This window comes from Pseudomonas mohnii (genome assembly GCF_900105115.1).
GTDB classification, from domain to species: domain Bacteria; phylum Pseudomonadota; class Gammaproteobacteria; order Pseudomonadales; family Pseudomonadaceae; genus Aquipseudomonas; species Aquipseudomonas mohnii.
Genome location: NZ_FNRV01000001.1, coordinates 2,991,592 through 3,010,322 on the forward strand (window position 1 = coordinate 2,991,592; position 18,731 = coordinate 3,010,322).

The window sequence follows — 18,731 nt, forward strand, 5'->3', positions numbered from 1 at the left end:
ACAGAAACACGGGAGGTGATATCGCTGACGGAGTGAATCCGGGGGTGTCGGCGATGTACATGTCCATACAAGCCATTCTGGACGGTATGAAACAACTGTGGGAGCGAGCTCGCTCCCACAGGTTCGGTATCGGCCTGAAAATACTCGGGCCAGTTCCTTAGTGGAACAACACTGCCGTTTTTTGCAGGGTCACCCACACACCCCACGCCAACGGAAGGCCCACTACCAGCCACGCCGCCACCGCCAACGGCTTGGAGCCCGCATCAGCTTTCCACTCCAGCACGGTGCTGCTGTCAGCGCCCTTGTCGTGGCCCAGCGCCTGTTCGGCGGCCAGTTCGGCGTCGGTCATGAAATACTTGTCGGCCACCGGGCGCACCAGCAGGTTGCACAGGAAGCCCAGCACCAGCAGGCCGGCGAGGATGTACAAGGTGATGTCGTAGGCAGCCGCACGCTCAACGCCGATGCTCAGCTGATACTCGCGCAGGTAGTTCACCAACACCGGACCCAACACACCCGCCGCCGCCCACGCGGTCAGCAGACGACCGTGAATCGCACCGACCATTTGCGTACCGAACAGGTCAGCCAGATAAGCCGGCACCGTTGCAAAGCCACCGCCGTACATCGACAGAATGATGCAGAACGCCGCCACGAACAGCGAGATGTTGCCCAAATGACCGAGGTTCGGGATCAGCGCATACAGGGCAAAGCCCAGGGCGAAGAACACGAAGTAGGTGTTTTTGCGGCCCAGATAGTCCGAGAACGAAGCCCAGAAGAAGCGGCCACCGATGTTGAACAGGCTCAGCAGACCAGTGAAGCCCGCGGCGATCGCGGCAATCGAAGCCAGTTGCGCCGCGTCCAGCTGACCAAACGTCAGCCCATTACCCAGCAACTTGCCGGCGAACACTTCCTGCAACAATGGCGAAGCCATGCCCAGGATGCCGATACCGGCGGACACGTTCAGGCACAGCACCAGCCACACCAGACGGAATTGCGGGGTCTTCCACGCCACATTCACGTGGACGTGGCGATGCGTGATCATCGCGTTCGACGCTTTCTTCACCGGCGCGGTCCAGCCTTCAGGCTTCCAGCCAGTAGGCGGCACGCGGTAGGACAAGGCGCCACCGATCATGAACACGAAATAGATCGCGGCCATCACCAGGAAGCTCTGCCACACGCCGACGCTGGTGGGCGAGGCGAAATGCCCCATCAACGCCGCAGCCAATGGTGCACCGACCATCGCGCCACCGCCGAAGCCCATGATCGCCATGCCGGTGGCCATGCCACGCTTGTCCGGGAACCACTTGATCAGGGTCGACACTGGCGAGATATAACCCAGGCCCAGGCCGATACCACCAATCACACCGGAGCCGATCCACATCAGCCAGATCTGGTGCGTGTACACACCCAGCGCCGAAATCAGCAGACCACCGCACCAGCACAGCGCCGACACAACGCCAGCCTTGCGTGGCCCGGCATGTTCCAGCCAGCCACCCCAGATCGCTGCCGAGCAACCCAGGAAGATGAAGAACAAGGTGTAGATCCAGCCGAGCATCGAGATCGGCCAGTCGCATTGCGAAGAAAAGACTTGAGCGATGAAGCTCATGTCCGGCGCGCAAGCCACCGGAGCGGTAATGCCCAGCGCCTTGGACAGTGGCAGCCAGAACACCGAGAAACCGTAGGCCATGCCGATGCACAAGTGGATGGCCAGCGCGGCCGGTGGCACCAGCCAACGGTTGAAACCGGGCTTGGCGATGATGCGCTCCTTGGACAGGAACGCGGGCTGATCGGCTTTCAAGCCGTCCGCCGCTATGCTCGTGGTCATTGTGTATCCCCCAATTATTAGTATGGTGCGTCAGTCACTCCTCACCCTCAGCCTTGATTGCACGCAGGCACGACCGTTTTTTTCAGGCTAAAGCTGCATTTTGCTGCGACGACTCGCCGCAGAAGGACCGACGAACGGACGAAGGTTACCATTTGCACGTGACAGTAAAACCAAACTGACATCATGTTTTGTACGTTATCCGATCTCTTCTCCTGTGGGTGCTGCCGAACGGCCCGAGCCGCCGGCATCTCCGACAGGGAGCAATCCGTTTATAACTGACAGGAAACGATATGCCGATCATTGTCGAGCCGCTGAACGAAGCCACCTACCAGGATCAGCAAGACCTGCAGAAAATTTACCGCGATGCCCCGGACTGGCTGTTCACACCGTTTGCCACAGATACACAGCTGATTGAAAGCTGCCTGCAGGAAGGTTCGCTGATTGCAGGACGCTTCAACGACCGACTGTTGGGCGCTGCCCGCCTGCAACGGCACCCCGACGCTTGGTATTTGTCTCAATTGTGCGTACGAAAAATCACCCGTCGTCGTGGGGTAGCAGAACGCCTGGTGTGCGAAGTGCAGAAAATGGCTGCGCAATCGGGCGCCTCATTGCGTCTTCTGGCCCCCGCCGGACATCTGGAAGCCCAAGCACTGGCTGCCAAGTTGCATGTACCGCTGGATGCTCTGGCGGAATGATCGCTGACCGGTCGTCCGTTTTGGGGCGCTATACTCCTCGGCTAAATTACGAATTCGACTAATTAAAAGGACTCGCCCATGAAAGCGTTCGGCAAAATCCTGGGTCTGGTGCTTCTCGGGCTGTTGCTGATCATTGTGGCGCTGGGCTTTGCCCTGACCCACCTCTTCGATCCCAACGACTACAAAGACAAGATTCGCCAGATAGCCCGCGACAAGGCCCACATCGAGCTGACGCTCAATGGCGATATCGGCTGGAGCCTGTTCCCATGGCTGGGCCTGGAGTTGCACGATGCCGGTGTTGCGACCCTGGCCAAGCCCACCGAACCGTTTGCCGACTTGCAGATGCTCGGCCTGTCGGTCCGCGTGCTGCCGCTGCTGCGCCGTGAAGTGCAAATGAGCGATGTGCGCGTCGAAGGCCTGAATCTGCGCCTGACCCGCGATAAGGATGGCCACGGCAATTGGCAAGACATCGGCAAGGTCCCGGCGCCGACCACTGCTGGCACGCCTGCCGCTACCGCCAATGAATCGCCCCCCCCAACCACGGCCCAGGTTGAAAAACCGTCCCAGCCGATCCGCCTCGACATCGACAGCCTGACCATCAATAACGCCCGCGTTGAATACAACGACGAGCAGACCGGCAAGCAGTTCAGCGCCGAAAGCATTCAGCTCAGTACCGGCCCGGTGCATGACTCGACCAGTATCCCGGTCAAACTCACCGCTTTCCTGGGTACCAACCAGCCGGTTCTGCGGGTGCGCACCGAACTCAACGGCGAGCTGCGTTTCGAACGCGCCTTGCAGCGCTACAAACTCGAAGACATGCGACTGTCCGGCGAAGTGGCCGGCGACCCGCTGCAAGGCAAGACCATGACCTTCGCCGCCCAGGGCCAGTTGTTACTGGACAAGGCGGCCAACGTCGCCGAGTGGACCGGCATCAAAATCTCCGCTAACCAACTGCGTGCGCTGGGTGAACTGAAGGTCAATGACCTCGACAAGACGCCGCAGGTCAGTGGCGGCCTCTCGATCGCCCAGTTTGATCTGGCGAAGTTCGTCGACAGCATCGGTCAGACCCTCCCGGCCATGGCCGAGGGCAGCCTGAGCAAGGTCGAACTGGTCAGTCGCCTGTCGGGCACGCCGAGCAGCCTTGTACTGGACGACATCAACCTCAAAGTCGACGACAGCACCTTCAGTGGCCGCATCGCCGTCGAGGACTTCGCCAAGCAATCGCTGCGGGCGGTGCTCAAGGCCGACACCTTCAATGTCGACCGTTACCTGCGGCCAAAATCGGCGGAGGCCAACAGCGCGACGCAAGTGCGTCAGGCCGAAGTCGCCAGCACCGAAGCGGATGCCCTGGCCGGCGCGGGCAGCACACCACTGCCACAGGCACCGACCAAGGGGGCTTGGAGCAGCGAGCGCCTGTTGCCGGTGGAGCGCCTGAGCAAACTTGATGTGGATGCCGATCTGACCTTCGGCCAGTTGACCCTGGACAAACTGCCAATCCAGAACGCCGTGCTCAAGGCCAACGGCCAGGGCGGACTGCTGACCCTGACAAACCTGCGTGGCGATCTGTACGGAGGCAATTTCGAAGCCACCGGCACCCTGGATGTACGCCAGCAGGTACCCGCGCTGAACCTGCAGACGAAAATCAACCGGGTTCCGGTGGAGAAAATCCTCGAAAGCCAGGGCAAGAATCCACCGGTCAAAGGTCTGGTCACACTCAACAGCAACCTGACCGGCAACGGCAACAGCCAGAAAGCGCTGATCGAAACCCTCAATGGCAACGCCGGCTTCGTCATCAACAATGGCGTGTTGCTCAACGCCAACCTTGAACAACAACTGTGCAAGGGCATCGCCACGCTCAACCGCAAAAGCCTCAGCGGCGAGCCACGGGGCAAGGACACACCGTTCCAGGAGCTCAAGGGCAACCTGACCTTCCACAACGGCGTGGCCAGCAACCCGGACCTGAAAGTGCGCATCCCGGGCATGACCGTCAAGGGTGACGGTGATGTCGACCTGCGGGTGCTGGGCATGGATTACCGCGTGGGCATCATCGTCGAAGGCGATACCAGCGCCATGCCGGACCCCGCTTGCCAGGTGGGCGACAAGTTTGTCGGCATCGAGTGGCCACTGCGTTGCCGCGGCCCGCTGGAGCTCGGTGCCAAGGCTTGCCGTCTCGATAACGAGCGCATGGGTCAGGTCGCGAGCAAACTGGCAGGCGACAAGATCAGCGAAAAAATCGACGAGAAGCTGGGCGACAAAGTCAGCCCTGAACTGAAAGATGCACTCAAGGGGCTGTTCAAGCGATGAAAGCCGAGCAGTTTTCAACGGCGGTGCTGGACTGGTACGACCGCCACGGCCGTCACGACCTGCCCTGGCAGCAGGACATCAACCCGTATCGGGTGTGGGTTTCGGAAATCATGCTGCAGCAGACCCAGGTCAGCACCGTGCTCAATTACTTCGACCGCTTCATGGCCTCGCTGCCGACGGTCGAAGCCCTGGCCGCTGCGCCGGAAGACGAAGTGCTGCACCTGTGGACAGGCCTGGGCTACTACACCCGTGCGCGCAACCTGCAAAAGACCGCGAAGATCGTCGTCGAACAGTACGGCGGCGAATTTCCGCGGGACGTGGAAAAACTCACCGACCTTCCGGGCATCGGTCTGTCGACAGCCGGGGCCATTGCCAGCATCAGCATGGGCCTGCGCGCGCCGATCCTCGACGGCAACGTCAAACGCGTGCTGGCGCGGTTTACGGCGCAAGAGGGTTATCCGGGCGAGCCCAAGGTCGCCAAACAGCTCTGGGCCAACGCTGAACGCTTTACGCCCCATGACCGGGTCAACGCCTACACCCAGGCGATGATGGATCTGGGTGCCACGCTCTGTACCCGCAGCAAGCCGAGTTGCCTGCTCTGCCCGCTGCAAAAGGGCTGTGAAGCGCACATGCTCGGTCTGGAGACACGCTACCCGATCCCCAAACCGCGCAAGGCCGTGCCACAGAAGCGCACGCTGATGCCGCTGCTCGCCAATGGCGACGGCGCGATTCTGCTCTACCGTCGCCCTTCCACGGGCCTGTGGGGCGGTTTGTGGAGCCTGCCGGAACTCGATGACCTCGACGACCTGCAGCACCTGGCGTCGCAGCACTCTCTGGCGCTGGGCAACCAACAGGCCCTGCCGAACCTGGTGCACACCTTCAGCCATTTTCAGTTATCCATCGAACCCTGGCTGGTACAGGTCCAGGAGGACGGCCACCACGTGGCCGAGGCCGACTGGCTCTGGTATAACCTCGCCACCCCGCCGCGCCTGGGCCTTGCCGCCCCGGTCAAAACCTTGCTCGAACGCGCGGCCGCCGTATTGAACGCAGGAGAGTCGTCATGACCCGCACCATCATGTGCCGCAAGTACAAAGAAGAATTGCCAGCCCTGGAGCGCGCTCCATTCCCGGGCGCCAAGGGCCAGGACATTTTTGACCACGTCTCGGCCAAGGCCTGGGCCGACTGGCAAAAGCACCAGACCCTGCTGATCAACGAAAAACGCCTGAACATGATGAACGCCGAAGACCGCAAATATTTGCAGGGCGAGATGGACAAGTACTTCTCCGGCGAGGATTACGCCAAGGCTGAAGGCTACGTTCCGCCTGCAGAGTAACCCTGCAAAATCGGGGGGCGGATCGTAAGCGACGGAATTAATTTAAGAAATTTTAAAAAAGTCGTTGACGTAAATCCGAAAAACCCTTTTAATGCGCCCCGTTGCCCAGATAGCTCAGTCGGTAGAGCAGGGGATTGAAAATCCCCGTGTCGGCGGTTCGATTCCGTCTCTGGGCACCAAATACCGAAAACCCTGAATCGCAAGATTCAGGGTTTTTTTTATGCCCGTGATTTGTCCAGTCCTAACACCGCCGAAAATTCCTACGCCAGCCACGCCCTTTTCTCTCTAGTCGCATCCCCCTCCTCACACATCACCTTGGGATACGTCTCATTGAGCGCACCCCCCTTACAAAGTGAAACTTTTGCAGCAGCAAATCTGCCTGCATTCAACGTTTCAAAGTAAGGAAACATTTCTTGAATACGCTTTTGAAGTTCCTCGCCCTGTCGACAATTATTGCGACAGCAAGCGGCTGCGTCAGCTACAACAACAGCCAACCTTCTTCGCCGATCGACAGCACCGTCAAAGCAGACCTGAAAGCAGACATCGCCGTCGGTGACACCATCTCCGGCCAATCTTCGGTTAACGTCCTGTTCGGCGTCCTCAAGTTTGGTGGCGACTCCCAGTTTGCGGATGGCGTCAGCTACGGCGGCGAGAGCGGTGGCCTGAGCGGTCTGGGTCTGGATCCCGTCAGCGCCGTCAAATCGGCTGCGGCCTACAAAGCGGTCAAATCCTCCGGAGCCGATCTGATCGTCGCCCCTCGCTATGAAGTGAACGAAGAAAACTACTTCATCTTCAAAAAAGTTTCCGTCACGGTAAAAGGCAACAAAGGCAACATCCGCAGCATCCGCTAACACATCCCCCCAGGTGTTTGTTCGGCAATCCATCCATTGCGCTTTGGCAAACCGAAAACCCTAGCGCAATGCATTCCGCAAGCAGCCAGTGAAAAACGGCTGTTTGCGGACTTGAGAACGGCTTGGATGATGGACTCATCAGAATCAATGACGAGCCGCAAATCAAAGAACCGAACTCCCGCGCCATCTCGCGCTTACCCCTCCACGCAGTGGTGCCTTACTGGTGCACCGACTCTGGTCCGTACTTTCGGACTTTCAAAATTTTCCACCCCTATCGTAATTTCAGAGGATCCATTACTGGTGCAGGGCTGATTGCTTAAGTTCGGGCCGTTGCATGACCAATCATGTGATTGCCGGCCAATTACCAACAGGGAGGAATGTAATGTCTTGGGATCTCATTGGCATGTTGGCGCTCGTCGCTTTCTGCGCCGGCTTTTTTGATGCGATTGCCGGTGGGGGTGGCCTGATCACTTTGCCTGCCTTGTTTCTGGCAGGGGTAGATCCGATCAGCGCGATTGCAACGAACAAGTTCCAGGCCGCGTCGGCAACTGTTTCTGCCACGGTGACCTTTGCTCGCAAAGGACTTATCGAGTGGCGTGAAGGCCGCTTCCTGGTTATCTGCGGATTTATGGGTGGCGCCAGTGGCGCCTTACTGGTCAGCTCTATTGATAAGCGCTATCTGGAAGTATGCGTGCCCATCATGCTGATTCTGGTGGCCATTTATTTTGCGCTATCTCCAAAGCTGGCCAATGAAGATCGACGCAAAAGAATCGGCATTCTGCTGTTTTCCTTTACCCTGGCGCCGATCCTGGGTTTCTACGACGGCATATTTGGCCCGGGCGTGGGCTCTTTCTTCATTGTCGGATTCGTACTTCTCTGCGGCCTGGGCATGATGCGAGCCATGAGTTTTACCAAACTGGCCAACGCCTCCTGCAATCTCGGCTCTCTTTCGATCTTCATAACCAAAGGCGTGATCATCTGGCCAGTGGCCATCGCCATGGCTTTGGCAGCCTTCGTCGGCGCGCAACTGGGTGCCAGAGCCGCTGTTCGAGTCGGTCCACGACTGATCAAACCCATGTTGATCGTGGTCTGCTGCGCCTTGGCCATCAAGCTGCTAAGCGTAGAAACCAACCCCTTGCGCGTTGCGGTGATCCAATCGCTGGCTTGGTTATGAGCACTCCAATCAACCGGCTCCCCCCAACCAATCACCGCCCACACATACAAAAAACCCTGAATCAAAAGGTTCAGGGTTCTATTTCCCTCCCCCGGTTTTTGCCCACTCGCTAACTTTTACTGTTCCAGTGAAAGACCATGTTGCGGGCCGCTCCGCTGCCGATATCCGCCGTGTCACGCCGCTCCTCGCCGTTACGCGAGGCGACGACGGTGTATTTGCCAGCGGGCAATTGCACATAAACCAACGGGCCGGCCTCGTTCAATGTCAGCACGGTTTGTCCGTGGTCTTTCTGTATGACCACGCTCACATCAGGGATGTACTCGTTCAGGGGGCCAACGGAGAAGGTCATGTGCAGGTTGTAGCCTGTGGCCTGCTGGATGGCGTGCGCTTCATCTTCACCGATGCCGCCAGACAGATAGGCAATTCCGTTTTCCTCTTGACGCTGAATCTGCACGCCCGAACCGTCAACGGGCTCCAGGCTGGCGGCAGGCGATATGGCTGAAAACACAAATACGCCGACGGTGGCGATGGGCAACAGCAGTGAATGGAAGGTTTTCATGATGGTGACTCCCGGGCTCTTCAGAACCCATTCGTTACCCTTCTTTTGATTTGCGCGCGAAGGCAGGAGTTTTAGATTGATTCAGTCTTGGGGCGAGCACGAAACGACCCCGGACTGCTAAGCGCCGCTGAGTCAGAACCAACGATAACCCCGATGGATTGTTCATCTGCCGCGTGAAGACTATCGTTGGCAACTATCCGCAAAGGACGGGCACCGATGAACTTGCAGGAAACCCCACCCCTCGCCGCCACTCAAATCGAGCTGCCGCTGGCAAGTGACGCACTCGGCGAGCCCTTCAAGGAGCCCGCCGCAGATGGCTTTTTACTCGGAGGTTTCAACTGGCGGCACGCTGCCAGGGACACTCAGCGCCCGGTCGTCATCATCAACGCCGCCACCTCGGTGCGCTGCCGTCACTACTCGCGATTCGCCGACTACCTGTTTGCCAATGACTTCGACGTGATCACCTATGACTACCGCGGCATCGGTGAATCGCGCCCCGCGTCGCTGAAAGGATTGAAGGCGTCATGGTCCGACTGGGGCGCCCTGGATTTCGAAGCGATGCTCAAGCGCGCACAGCGTGAGTTTCCCAATCAGCCGATCGATGTGGTCGGACACAGCTTTGGAGGCTGTGCAGCGGGCCTGGGAGCGTCGGGACGGCTTATCCGCCGCCTGTTGACCGTTGGCGCGCAATTCGCGTACTGGCGCGACTATGCGCCGGCTCATCGCTGGCGGATGCTGGGCAAGTGGCATGTGGTGATGCCGTTGATCACGATGATCTACGGTTACTTTCCCGGCAAGCGCCTCGGCTGGCTGGAAGACACGCCCGCCGGCGTGGTCCGTGACTGGTGTACGCCCACCGCTCGTTACGAAAGGCGCCCCAGCGGCCAGGATCTCCATGTCAGAAATTTTGCCGCTGTCACCGCGAAAGCCCTGGCCATCAGCATCAGCGACGACCCCTATGGCACGATCCCGGCCATCGAACGCCTGCTCGGCTACTTCACCCACGCCAGCAACACCCACCTGCGCATTGCGCCCCAAGACATCGGCGAAAAAGAAGTTGGGCATTTCGCCTTTTTTCGCAGCGCATACCAAGCCACACTATGGCCCATTGCATTGTCCTGGCTGCAAAACGGTGAGCTGGCCCCCGGCACACCCGGGCGGACGGTGCCCCGCAGCTGAATAAGCCGCCCTTTCAACGAATTACGGAACGACGCCCATGGCCTCCGCCAACAAGCAGCAAAAACGCGCCTCCCGCGCCAAGGCCAAGGCCAAGCAGAACCGCACGCAACGGGCCGCCGCGCCGGTTGAGCTGGACCCGAACGACGACCGCATCGACTTCGAGTCGGTGGACCTGACCGAACTGTTCAAGAAAATGATCGACGCGCAAAAGATCAGCCAGCAAGCCATGTGCACGGCCTTCCTCGAAGACCCGCTGCTGGAACTGGTCTACGAGCAGGAAGGCGAAGAAGGCGCGATGGATTTCATCCTCGCCGCGCTGATCGAGTATCGCCAATGGTCCGCCGACACCGATGAAGCCGGCGCCCTGGCGTGGATCGAGTCCCCGGCCTTCCAGGCTGATTACGTGGCGGCGTCCGACGCCATCGCGACCCAAACCCAACAGAAACCGAACTGAGTTCCCATGGCCTCCCTGAACAAGCAACAGAAACGCGCCAAACGTGCAAAAGCCAAAGCCAGGCAAATCAACATCCACGGCAGAAAACCCGCCGCGCTGGACGATGACCTGGGCGAAATCGGCGAGCCGATCCCGGAATACACCCTGGCGATGTTCAGCAAGATGCGCGACGCGGAAGCCATCGGTCGCAATGACATGCTGCTGACCCTGCTGACCGATCTCGCCGGGATCATCAACGACCATCCCGAACTGCTGGACATGGAAAACGCCGACAACGAAGCCATGGCCGCCACCCACCTGGCTGCCGACATGCTGATCGACTATCGCATGTGGGCCGACGGCATGGACCGCGATACCGCCCAGGCCTGGCTGACCGACCCGCAGTTCATCAGCGACTTCGGCGATGCACTCGACAGCTATCGCCAGACGCTGGATGCCCAGGAAGCGAAAGGCGAGTAAAGATTTCGAGACAAATAAAAACGGCCGCTTGTCATCGCTGACAGCGGCCGTTTTTTTATTTCAACAACGCTTGGCCTGAGTCAGAGACTCAGCGCGCAACCGCTCCAATCATCTTCTCGCTACGACGACGGCGAGCCACCAGCAGGCCGGCCGCAACCACCATGACGGCGAGCAGGCCGGTCGCGAGGATTTCCACACGATGGGCCTCCTGGAACAGCATGATGGTCAAGGCGCCGACGATGAACACGATCACCGCGTAGGTCAGGCCCGGGAACAGCCACATGCTGAAGACGATTTTCTCGCCGCGAGCCATACGCTGTTTGCGCATGCGCAGTTGTGAGATCGCAATCACCAGGTACACCAGCAGCGCAATGGCACCGGAGCTGGCCAGCAGGAATTCGAACACTGCCGCCGGGGCCACGTAGTTGGCGAATGTCGCCAGGAACGCAGCACCTGTGGACAACATCACCGCCCAGTATGGCGTGCCGCTGTTGTTGGTGCGGGTGGACATGGCCGGCGCATCACCGCGCTTGCCCAGGGAGAACAACATGCGCGACGAGGTGTAGAGCGCCGAGTTCAGGCAGCTGGTCACGGCGACCAATACCACGATATCAACAACCATTTTGGCATTCGGAATGCCCATGCGCTCAAGCACGGTCTGGTAGGAACCCAGGCTGGCCAGTAGCGGATCGTTCCACGGCACCAGGGCCACGACGATGAAGATCGATACGAGGTAGAACAAGCCGATCCGCCAGATCACCGAGTTGGTGGCCTTGGAAATTTGCTTGCCAGGGTTCTTCGATTCCGCGGCCGCGATGGTCACGATCTCGGTCCCCATGAAGGAGAACATGGTGGTCAGGATCGCGCCCAACACCGCGCCCATGCCGTTTGGCAGGAAGCCCTGAGTATCGAACAGGTGCGAAACGCCGCTGACCTGGCTGCCTGGCAGGAAGCCGAAGATCGCCAGCACGCCGAGCACAATGAAACCGATGATCGCCAGGACCTTGACCAGGGCAAACCAGAATTCGAACTCGCCATAGTTCTTCACGCTGAACAGGTTGGTCACTGTCAGCAACATCGTGATCACCAAGGCAAAGGCCCAGATAGCCACGTTAGGGAACCAGGCATGCAGGATGGTCGCGGCGGCGTTGGCCTCCAGCGGGATGACGAGCACCCAGAACCACCAGTACAACCAGCCGATGGTGAAACCGGCCCAGTGACCGATCGCGCGATCGGCGTACGTCGAGAAGGAGCCTGTGTCCGGCGAGGCGACTGCCATTTCGCCGAGCATGCGCATAACCAACACCACCAGCATACCGGCGGCGGCGTAGGCCAACAGGACGGCCGGGCCTGCGGCGGCGATTGCGTGACCCGAGCCGACGAACAGGCCGGCACCGATTACCCCGGCAATCGACAGCATGGTCACATGACGCGGTTTGAGCCCCTGTTCGAGGCCATTAGAGCTATGGGTACTGCTCATTGAAACTACCTTTGTAAGGAGAAGCGAATGCGTTCACCCCCTCGGCGCCTTCTGTGTAAAAAGAAACAAACGGAGGTGTTCCGGAATCTGCACGCAATAATTGCGCCAAAATGTTTCAAAGCCGCCTATTCCGGCGCTTTCCACCTGACCGGACAGTCATCGCAAGCCCTTGATATTAATGGCACTTTGCCAGAACGTTACCCTGCGACTCACTTGAAGTGACAATCCCGCGCACCGGAAACACACACAAAAATAGCTCGACGCACGATAAAAGGGCAGATCGGCAACCTTTGGCCTGTTAGCGCTTCCAACCCCCCGCCAAAGCTGGCAACATCGCGCCCTTTTTTAGAACAGCCGCCTGGCTTTCTCTCCAGAAGCAGGGTTCAAACGACTGTTCGGTTGTTGATGGGGCGACAGTCTGCTGTGCCGATGCGACAACCTGCCCCATGCCACCCGTTTACTGCCCGTAGCGCTGTTGGCTGCCTTTGAAACGCTATGCTAGCTTGGCCGCCTCGCCAGGAAGGCCACCAACAGCAGGAGCGCAAAACACAATGAGGAACGCACATGGCTGAGGCCACGCCCGCGCTTGAAATCCGCAACTTGCACAAACGCTACGGCTCGCTGGAGGTGCTCAAAGGCATCTCGCTGACAGCCCGCGATGGCGATGTGATCTCGATCCTGGGTTCTTCCGGTTCCGGCAAGTCCACGTTCCTGCGCTGCATCAACCTGCTGGAAAACCCGCACCAGGGCCAGATCCTGGTAGCCGGCGAAGAACTCAAGCTCAAAGCCGCCAAGAATGGCGAACTGGTCGCTGCCGACGGTAAGCAGATCAACCGTCTGCGCAGTGAAATTGGTTTTGTATTTCAAAACTTTAATCTGTGGCCGCACATGAGCGTGCTCGACAACATCATCGAGGCCCCGCGCCGCGTGCTCGGCCAGAGCAAGGCCGAAGCCATCGAGGTCGCCGAAGCCTTGCTGGCCAAGGTCGGCATCGCCGACAAGCGCCATGCTTACCCGGCGCAACTGTCCGGCGGCCAGCAACAGCGTGCGGCCATCGCCCGCACCCTGGCCATGCAGCCCAAGGTCATCCTGTTCGACGAGCCCACCTCCGCCCTTGACCCGGAAATGGTCCAGGAAGTACTTAATGTCATCCGCGCACTGGCCGAAGAAGGCCGCACCATGCTGCTGGTCACCCATGAAATGGGCTTCGCCCGTCAGGTCTCCAGCGAAGTGGTGTTTCTCCACCAGGGCCTGGTAGAAGAGCAAGGATCGCCACAGCAGGTGTTTGAAAACCCGCTTTCGGCACGCTGCAAACAATTCATGTCCAGCAACCGCTAACGGAGCTACCCGCATGCAGAACTACAAAAAGATCTTCCTGGCTGCCGCCGTCACCCTGGCCTTCAGCGCCGGTGCCATGGCCGAAACCCTGAAGATGGGCATCGAAGCGGCCTACCCGCCGTTCAACAATAAAGATGCCAGTGGCAACGTTGTTGGCTTCGACAAGGAAATCGGCGAAGCCCTGTGCGCCAAGATGAAAGTCGAATGCACCGTTGTGACGTCCGACTGGGACGGCATCATCCCGGCCCTGAACGCCAAGAAGTTCGACTTCCTGATCTCGTCGATGTCGATCACCGACGAGCGCAAGCAAGCGGTGGACTTCACCAACCCGTACTACTCCAACAAGCTGCAATTCATCGCGCCGAAAGATAAAGAGTTCAAGACCGACAAGGCTTCCCTGCAAGGCAAAGTGATCGGCGCACAACGTGCGACCCTCGCCGGCACCTGGATGGAAGACAACATGGAAGGCGTTGAAGTCAAACTCTACGACACTCAGGAAAACGCCTACCTCGACCTGACTTCCGGTCGCCTGGACGGCATCCTGGCGGACAAGTACGTCAACTACGAGTGGCTGAAAAGCGACGCCGGACGCGCCTACGAATTCAAGGGCGACCCGGTGGAAGAAAGCGACAAGATCGGCATCGCCGTTCGCAAGAACGACCCGATCCGCGAAAAGCTGAACGCCGCGTTGAAAGAAATCGTTGCTGACGGTACCTACAAGAAAATCAACGACAAGTACTTCCCGTTCAGCATCTATTGATACTGACCTGCCGGACCGGTGCCGCCTGCTGACGGCGCTGGTCCCCGGCCTTGCCTGCCGCGATTTGAAAAGAAATCCATGATTATCGACCTCTACGGATTCGGCCCGGCGCTCGCCGCCGGCGCGCTGATGACTGTGAAACTGGCGCTCTCGGCCTTGTGCCTGGGACTGGTACTCGGTCTGCTCGGCGCCTTGGCCAAGACTTCACCGTACAAGCCGCTGCAATGGCTTGGCGGCACGTATTCGACCCTGGTTCGCGGTATCCCGGAATTGCTCTGGGTCCTGCTGATCTACTTCGGCACCGTCAACCTGATGCGCGCCCTGGGCGAGTTCTTCGGCAACCCCGACCTGGAACTCAACGCCTTCGCCGCCGGCGTCATCGCCCTGGGCCTGTGCTTCGGCGCCTACGCCACGGAAGTGTTTCGCGGTGCGATCCTCGCCATTCCCAAAGGCCATCGTGAAGCCGGTGTAGCCCTGGGCCTGTCGAAATGGCGCATCTTCACCAAACTGATCATGCCGCAGATGTGGCGCATCGCCCTGCCCGGCCTGGGCAACCTGTTCATGATCCTGATGAAGGACACCGCACTGGTGTCAGTGATCGGCCTGGAAGAAATCATGCGTCACGCGCAAATCGGCGTGACCGTGTCCAAGCAACCGTTCACCTTCTATATGGTCGCCGCATTCATGTACCTGAGCCTGACGATCCTGGCCATGACCGGCATGCACTTCCTGGAAAAACGCGCCGCTCGCGGCTTCGCGAGGAGCGCCCAATGAACTGGGAAATCATCATCAAGTGGCTGCCAAAACTGGCCCAGGGCGCAACCCTGACCCTGGAGCTGGTGGCCATCGCCGTGATCGCCGGCCTGCTGCTGGCGATTCCGCTGGGCATCGCTCGTTCATCGCGCCTGTGGTGGGTGCGGGCATTTCCGTACGGCTACATCTTCTTTTTCCGTGGCACGCCGTTGCTGGTTCAACTGTTCCTCGTCTATTACGGCCTGGCGCAGTTCGATGTGATCCGCAACAGCTCGATGTGGCCCTACCTGCGCGATCCGTTCTGGTGCGCCACGGCTACCATGACCCTGCACACCGCGGCCTACATCGCCGAGATCCTGCGCGGCGCGATCCAGGCGATTCCGCCGGGCGAAATCGAAGCGGCGCGAGCCCTGGGCATGTCCAAGGCCAAGGCGCTGATCTACATCATCCTGCCCCGTGCCGCGCGCATCGGCCTGCCGGCCTACAGCAACGAAGTGATCCTGATGCTCAAGGCCAGCGCCCTGGCCAGCACCGTGACCCTGCTGGAACTGACCGGCATGGCCCGCACCATCATTGCCCGGACCTACCTGCCGGTGGAGATCTTCTTCGCCGCCGGCATGTTCTACCTGGCGATGGCTTACGTGCTGGTGCGCGGCTTCAAGCTGCTGGAGCGCTGGTTGCGCGTCGATGCCTGCCAAGGGCGTTGATTCCCAGGTGTTGACGGGCGAGGCCCTGCTCGCCCGCTTCACCGCGCTGGATGCGTTTCTGACACAGCATCAGGCGCTGTGGAAGCCTCGACCGTTTACTCATCTGCAGCTTCCCTGGGAAACGACCTACCCCGAATTGGCCGTCTGGCTACGTGGCCGATCCCTGGAAGACGCAGAAAACGCCCACAACCAACCTGCCCTGCTGGACGCGCCGGAGCCTTTTGCTTCATTGGCGGCGATGTCCCTTGAATTGGCTGCAGTGGGTGAGTTGCCGGCGCATGCACTGGAGGCTGCGGGTCATCGACTGAACGTGGATGTACCGGGACGCAAGTGGCAACAGATCGAAGCCTTCGCCAGTCGATTGCAGTTTGCGGAGGCACCAAGGCACTGGCTGGACTGGTGCTCGGGCAAAGGGCACCTGGGCCGACGGTTGCTGCAAACCGGTCAACAACTGACCTGCCTCGAATACGACCCGGCGCTGGTTGCCAGCGGCCAGGCACTCAGCCAACGTCATCAACTGCATGCGCTGCATGTCGAGCAGGATGTGCTCGCGGCGGATACCGCTACGTTACTGAGCGTTGGCCACACACCGGTAGCCCTGCATGCCTGTGGTGATCTGCACGTGCAACTGATCCATCTGGCCAGCGCAGCGGGCTGCAAACAAATCGCCATCGCGCCTTGCTGCTATAACCGAATCAATCTTCCCCAGTACTCACCGATATCTTCGGCCGCCAGGCACTCCGAGCTACAGCTCTCTATCGACGATCTCGCACTGCCGATGAGCGAAACCGTTACCGCGGGTGCGCGCGTCCGTCGTCAGCGCGACACCTCCATGGCCCGGCGACTGGCCTTCGACCTGCTGCAACGCCAGGTGCGTGGCGTGGATGAGTACCTGCCAACGCCTTCCTTGCCCAGCGCCTGGCTGGACAGCCCCTTCGCCGAGTACTGCCAGCATCTGGCCCGACTCAAAGACTTATCCACAGTCGGCCAGCAAAATTGGGGGGTACTGGAAGCCAGCGGTTGGCAGCGCCTGGCGCAAGTGCGCAATCTTGAGCTGTTGCGTGGCCTTTTCCGACGCCCACTGGAGCTTTGGCTGGTACTCGATCGAGCGCTTTTCCTGCTCGATCAGGGCTACACCGTACGCCTCGGCACCTTCTGCGAAACCCCGCTGACGCCGCGCAATTTCCTGTTATTGGCAGAACGCCCTTAAGGCTGTGCAGCCTGTGGATAACTCTGTTGATGAAAATTTCGTGGATCCAACATTAACAGCTGTTTCAGGGGTGAAACGATACTGTTCAGATTTCGTACACCTGAATAAAAAACCTGAAAAACAGTGATTTGCGGACCAGATGAGAACGAGTCCACAAATTCACGCACGATTGCGTGCGCCGACAACGACGTTGTGCATAAGCGTTAAACCAAAAGAACATAAACGACGCTGAAAACCTCAACTATCTTTGCCCAGCGTCAGAATTGTCTGGCGATCAGTCAGCAAGGAGCTGAGAAACCATGAGCACACTGAACAATGCGCAGGAAGCCGTCGACGCCGTTGCCAACCAAGCCATTGAAGCTGCATTGCAGCAAACCTTCGCGGTGGGTGGCGCCATCATCAACAATGCAACAGGGCAAGTGATTGCTGCGCTGCACAACAACGTATTAATGCCGTTTCCCGGCGGTGGCACGACTGAGTTCCTGCCCCACGACCCTACTGCCCACGGCGAACGACAACTGGTGGACTGGTATTACGAAAACGCCTCGCCACTGAAGCTGCCCCCTCCCGACCAACTGACCATCGTCACTACGCTGGACCCCTGCGCCATGTGCGCCGGCTCGCTACTGACCGCAGGTTTCAATGTTGCCGTCAGTGCAATCGATGACTACGCGGGCATCAACTACAACAGCCAATTCACTTTTCCGTCGCTACCACCGCACATTCGCCAGCAAGCGCAGAACACCTGGGGCTACTACGCGATTGCAGCGCCGGTCAGCCGAGCCTATCAGGGGTCAACCAGCCCCGTGTTCGGTGGCCAGTCCATCGACTCGGCCGCGTATTTCCTCACCAGCTCGATCTTCTCCGCCAGCGTCAACACGGTGCGCGAGGCCAGCAACAACAGCGGTTTGCCGCCAGACCAGCTGAAAAATCCGTCCACGCTCCCGGCCAACAGCAAAGTGCGCCAGGCACTCACTGCACTCAGTCCATTTGCGCTGACCGTGCAATCGGCGAACCCGCGCGACCCCGGCGCAGAACTTGCCCCCGCACTGGTCAAAACCGCGCAGCAAAGTCCGGTATTCAATTCGGTGGTACTCATCGACCCGTTCGGCAATTTGCTGGTGTGCCTGGGAGGCCTCGAGAATCAGTCACCGATTCGTACAGCGTTTATGGAAACGACCCGTAACTACGCGGTCATGCGCTGGACACTGATGAATGACCCCGATCCGGCCGTTCGCGCTCAGGCCGAGCAATACCTGACCCATCCGAAGTACGGCACCTTCGTCTTTCTGTATGCCCCCGACCCCACCACCCCGCAGGCAGTGATGACCTTCGGTGCATACGGCTCGACCATGGAAGGCCCCGTGCCGCAGAGCTATCCGTCCAACCTGCAATACGTGCTATTGCCGGGCAACACCACGGCTCAAGCGTTGTCGACACTGGCCCAGAACCTGCCGCCGTTCTACACCCAAAGCGTGCAAGTAGCGCCCGCGCAAGTGCTGAGCCAAGACCTGATCAACGCCGTCAAAAACAGCGTTTGACCCCTCCAGGCAATCCCGCCGCCCGGCTCTGCGGAAGAGTCCGCAGGGCCGGACTGACACAAAAGCAAAAATAGTCAGAATTCAGGGGTTTACATAACCAATCCAATCGCTA

18 protein-coding genes and 1 tRNA gene are annotated in these 18,731 nt (G+C 59.4%); 16 read left to right on the forward strand and 3 right to left on the reverse strand.

What is annotated here, in order from left to right:
* Positions 1 to 157: 157 nt before the first annotated feature.
* On the reverse strand, positions 158 to 1,822 hold the full coding sequence (locus BLV61_RS13805) for an OFA family MFS transporter (RefSeq protein WP_047536317.1): 1,665 nt from the start codon (positions 1,820 to 1,822) through the stop codon (positions 158 to 160).
* A gap of 290 nt (positions 1,823 to 2,112) precedes the next feature.
* Here BLV61_RS13805 and BLV61_RS13810 point away from each other — a divergent pair, with 290 nt between their 5' ends.
* The 7 genes from BLV61_RS13810 (at position 2,113) to BLV61_RS13840 (ending at position 8,179) form a co-directional block, all read left to right on the forward strand.
* Positions 2,113 to 2,517: an acetyl-CoA sensor PanZ family protein gene (locus BLV61_RS13810; RefSeq protein ID WP_090465763.1), complete on the forward strand. Its 405-nt coding sequence runs from the start codon at positions 2,113 to 2,115 to the stop codon at positions 2,515 to 2,517.
* Between the two features lie 78 nt (positions 2,518 to 2,595).
* Positions 2,596 to 4,821, forward strand: coding sequence for an AsmA family protein (locus BLV61_RS13815; protein WP_090465765.1), 2,226 nt, complete (start codon positions 2,596 to 2,598; stop codon positions 4,819 to 4,821).
* Positions 4,818 to 5,885 (forward strand): A/G-specific adenine glycosylase, encoded by a 1,068-nt coding sequence (gene mutY, locus BLV61_RS13820; protein ID WP_090328021.1) that lies wholly within the window; start codon positions 4,818 to 4,820, stop codon positions 5,883 to 5,885. Before BLV61_RS13815 ends, mutY begins: the two co-directional genes overlap by 4 nt.
* The gene (locus BLV61_RS13825) at positions 5,882 to 6,154 is read left to right on the forward strand and encodes an oxidative damage protection protein (protein ID WP_003220737.1); all 273 of its coding nucleotides are present in this window, start codon (positions 5,882 to 5,884) and stop codon (positions 6,152 to 6,154) included. Before mutY ends, BLV61_RS13825 begins: the two co-directional genes overlap by 4 nt.
* A 103-nt stretch (positions 6,155 to 6,257) precedes the next feature.
* A tRNA-Phe gene (locus BLV61_RS13830) sits at positions 6,258 to 6,333 on the forward strand.
* A gap of 234 nt (positions 6,334 to 6,567) precedes the next feature.
* Positions 6,568 to 7,005: a hypothetical protein gene (locus BLV61_RS13835; protein WP_090465768.1), complete on the forward strand. Its 438-nt coding sequence runs from the start codon at positions 6,568 to 6,570 to the stop codon at positions 7,003 to 7,005.
* 382 nt (positions 7,006 to 7,387) lie between these two features.
* Positions 7,388 to 8,179 (forward strand): TSUP family transporter, encoded by a 792-nt coding sequence (locus BLV61_RS13840; RefSeq protein ID WP_047536304.1) that lies wholly within the window; start codon positions 7,388 to 7,390, stop codon positions 8,177 to 8,179.
* A gap of 109 nt (positions 8,180 to 8,288) precedes the next feature.
* Here BLV61_RS13840 and BLV61_RS13845 read toward each other — a convergent pair whose 3' ends face one another.
* Positions 8,289 to 8,738, reverse strand: coding sequence for a hypothetical protein (locus tag BLV61_RS13845; RefSeq protein ID WP_090465771.1), 450 nt, complete (start codon positions 8,736 to 8,738; stop codon positions 8,289 to 8,291).
* Positions 8,739 to 8,954: 216 nt separating this feature from the next.
* Between BLV61_RS13845 and BLV61_RS13850 the strand changes: the two genes are divergently transcribed.
* From BLV61_RS13850 to BLV61_RS13860, 3 genes are read left to right on the forward strand one after another with little or no spacing between them, the layout of a single operon-like run.
* Positions 8,955 to 9,917, forward strand: coding sequence for an alpha/beta hydrolase family protein (locus BLV61_RS13850; protein WP_090465776.1), 963 nt, complete (start codon positions 8,955 to 8,957; stop codon positions 9,915 to 9,917).
* 37 nt (positions 9,918 to 9,954) lie between these two features.
* Positions 9,955 to 10,371: a hypothetical protein gene (locus BLV61_RS13855; RefSeq protein ID WP_047536298.1), complete on the forward strand. Its 417-nt coding sequence runs from the start codon at positions 9,955 to 9,957 to the stop codon at positions 10,369 to 10,371.
* 6 nt (positions 10,372 to 10,377) lie between these two features.
* Positions 10,378 to 10,830 (forward strand): hypothetical protein, encoded by a 453-nt coding sequence (locus tag BLV61_RS13860; RefSeq protein WP_090465779.1) that lies wholly within the window; start codon positions 10,378 to 10,380, stop codon positions 10,828 to 10,830.
* Between the two features lie 88 nt (positions 10,831 to 10,918).
* On the opposite strand, the gene gabP is transcribed toward BLV61_RS13860, so the two are convergent.
* On the reverse strand, positions 10,919 to 12,310 hold the full coding sequence (gene gabP / locus BLV61_RS13865; RefSeq protein ID WP_047536294.1) for a GABA permease: 1,392 nt from the start codon (positions 12,308 to 12,310) through the stop codon (positions 10,919 to 10,921).
* Between the two features lie 564 nt (positions 12,311 to 12,874).
* Between gabP and BLV61_RS13870 the strand changes: the two genes are divergently transcribed.
* From BLV61_RS13870 to BLV61_RS13895, 6 genes are all read left to right on the forward strand, one after another.
* The gene (locus BLV61_RS13870; protein ID WP_007972784.1) at positions 12,875 to 13,648 is read left to right on the forward strand and encodes an ABC transporter ATP-binding protein; all 774 of its coding nucleotides are present in this window, start codon (positions 12,875 to 12,877) and stop codon (positions 13,646 to 13,648) included.
* A gap of 13 nt (positions 13,649 to 13,661) precedes the next feature.
* Positions 13,662 to 14,408 carry an ABC transporter substrate-binding protein gene (locus BLV61_RS13875; protein ID WP_090465782.1) on the forward strand — a complete coding sequence of 249 codons (747 nt, stop codon included), beginning with the start codon at positions 13,662 to 13,664 and terminating at the stop codon, positions 14,406 to 14,408.
* Positions 14,409 to 14,486: 78 nt separating this feature from the next.
* Entirely contained in the window at positions 14,487 to 15,182 is a 696-nt protein-coding gene (locus tag BLV61_RS13880) for an ABC transporter permease (RefSeq protein WP_047536288.1), read from the forward strand.
* A complete protein-coding gene (locus tag BLV61_RS13885) occupies positions 15,179 to 15,868 on the forward strand; it encodes an ABC transporter permease (RefSeq protein ID WP_047536287.1) in 690 nt (229 codons plus the stop codon). The genes BLV61_RS13880 and BLV61_RS13885 overlap by 4 nt, the downstream gene beginning before the upstream one ends.
* Positions 15,849 to 17,078 (forward strand): methyltransferase, encoded by a 1,230-nt coding sequence (locus tag BLV61_RS13890; protein WP_090465785.1) that lies wholly within the window; start codon positions 15,849 to 15,851, stop codon positions 17,076 to 17,078. The genes BLV61_RS13885 and BLV61_RS13890 overlap by 20 nt, the downstream gene beginning before the upstream one ends.
* 299 nt (positions 17,079 to 17,377) lie before the next feature.
* The gene (locus tag BLV61_RS13895; RefSeq protein WP_090465788.1) at positions 17,378 to 18,619 is read left to right on the forward strand and encodes a nucleoside deaminase; all 1,242 of its coding nucleotides are present in this window, start codon (positions 17,378 to 17,380) and stop codon (positions 18,617 to 18,619) included.
* The last annotated feature ends 112 nt before the right edge of the window (positions 18,620 to 18,731 follow it).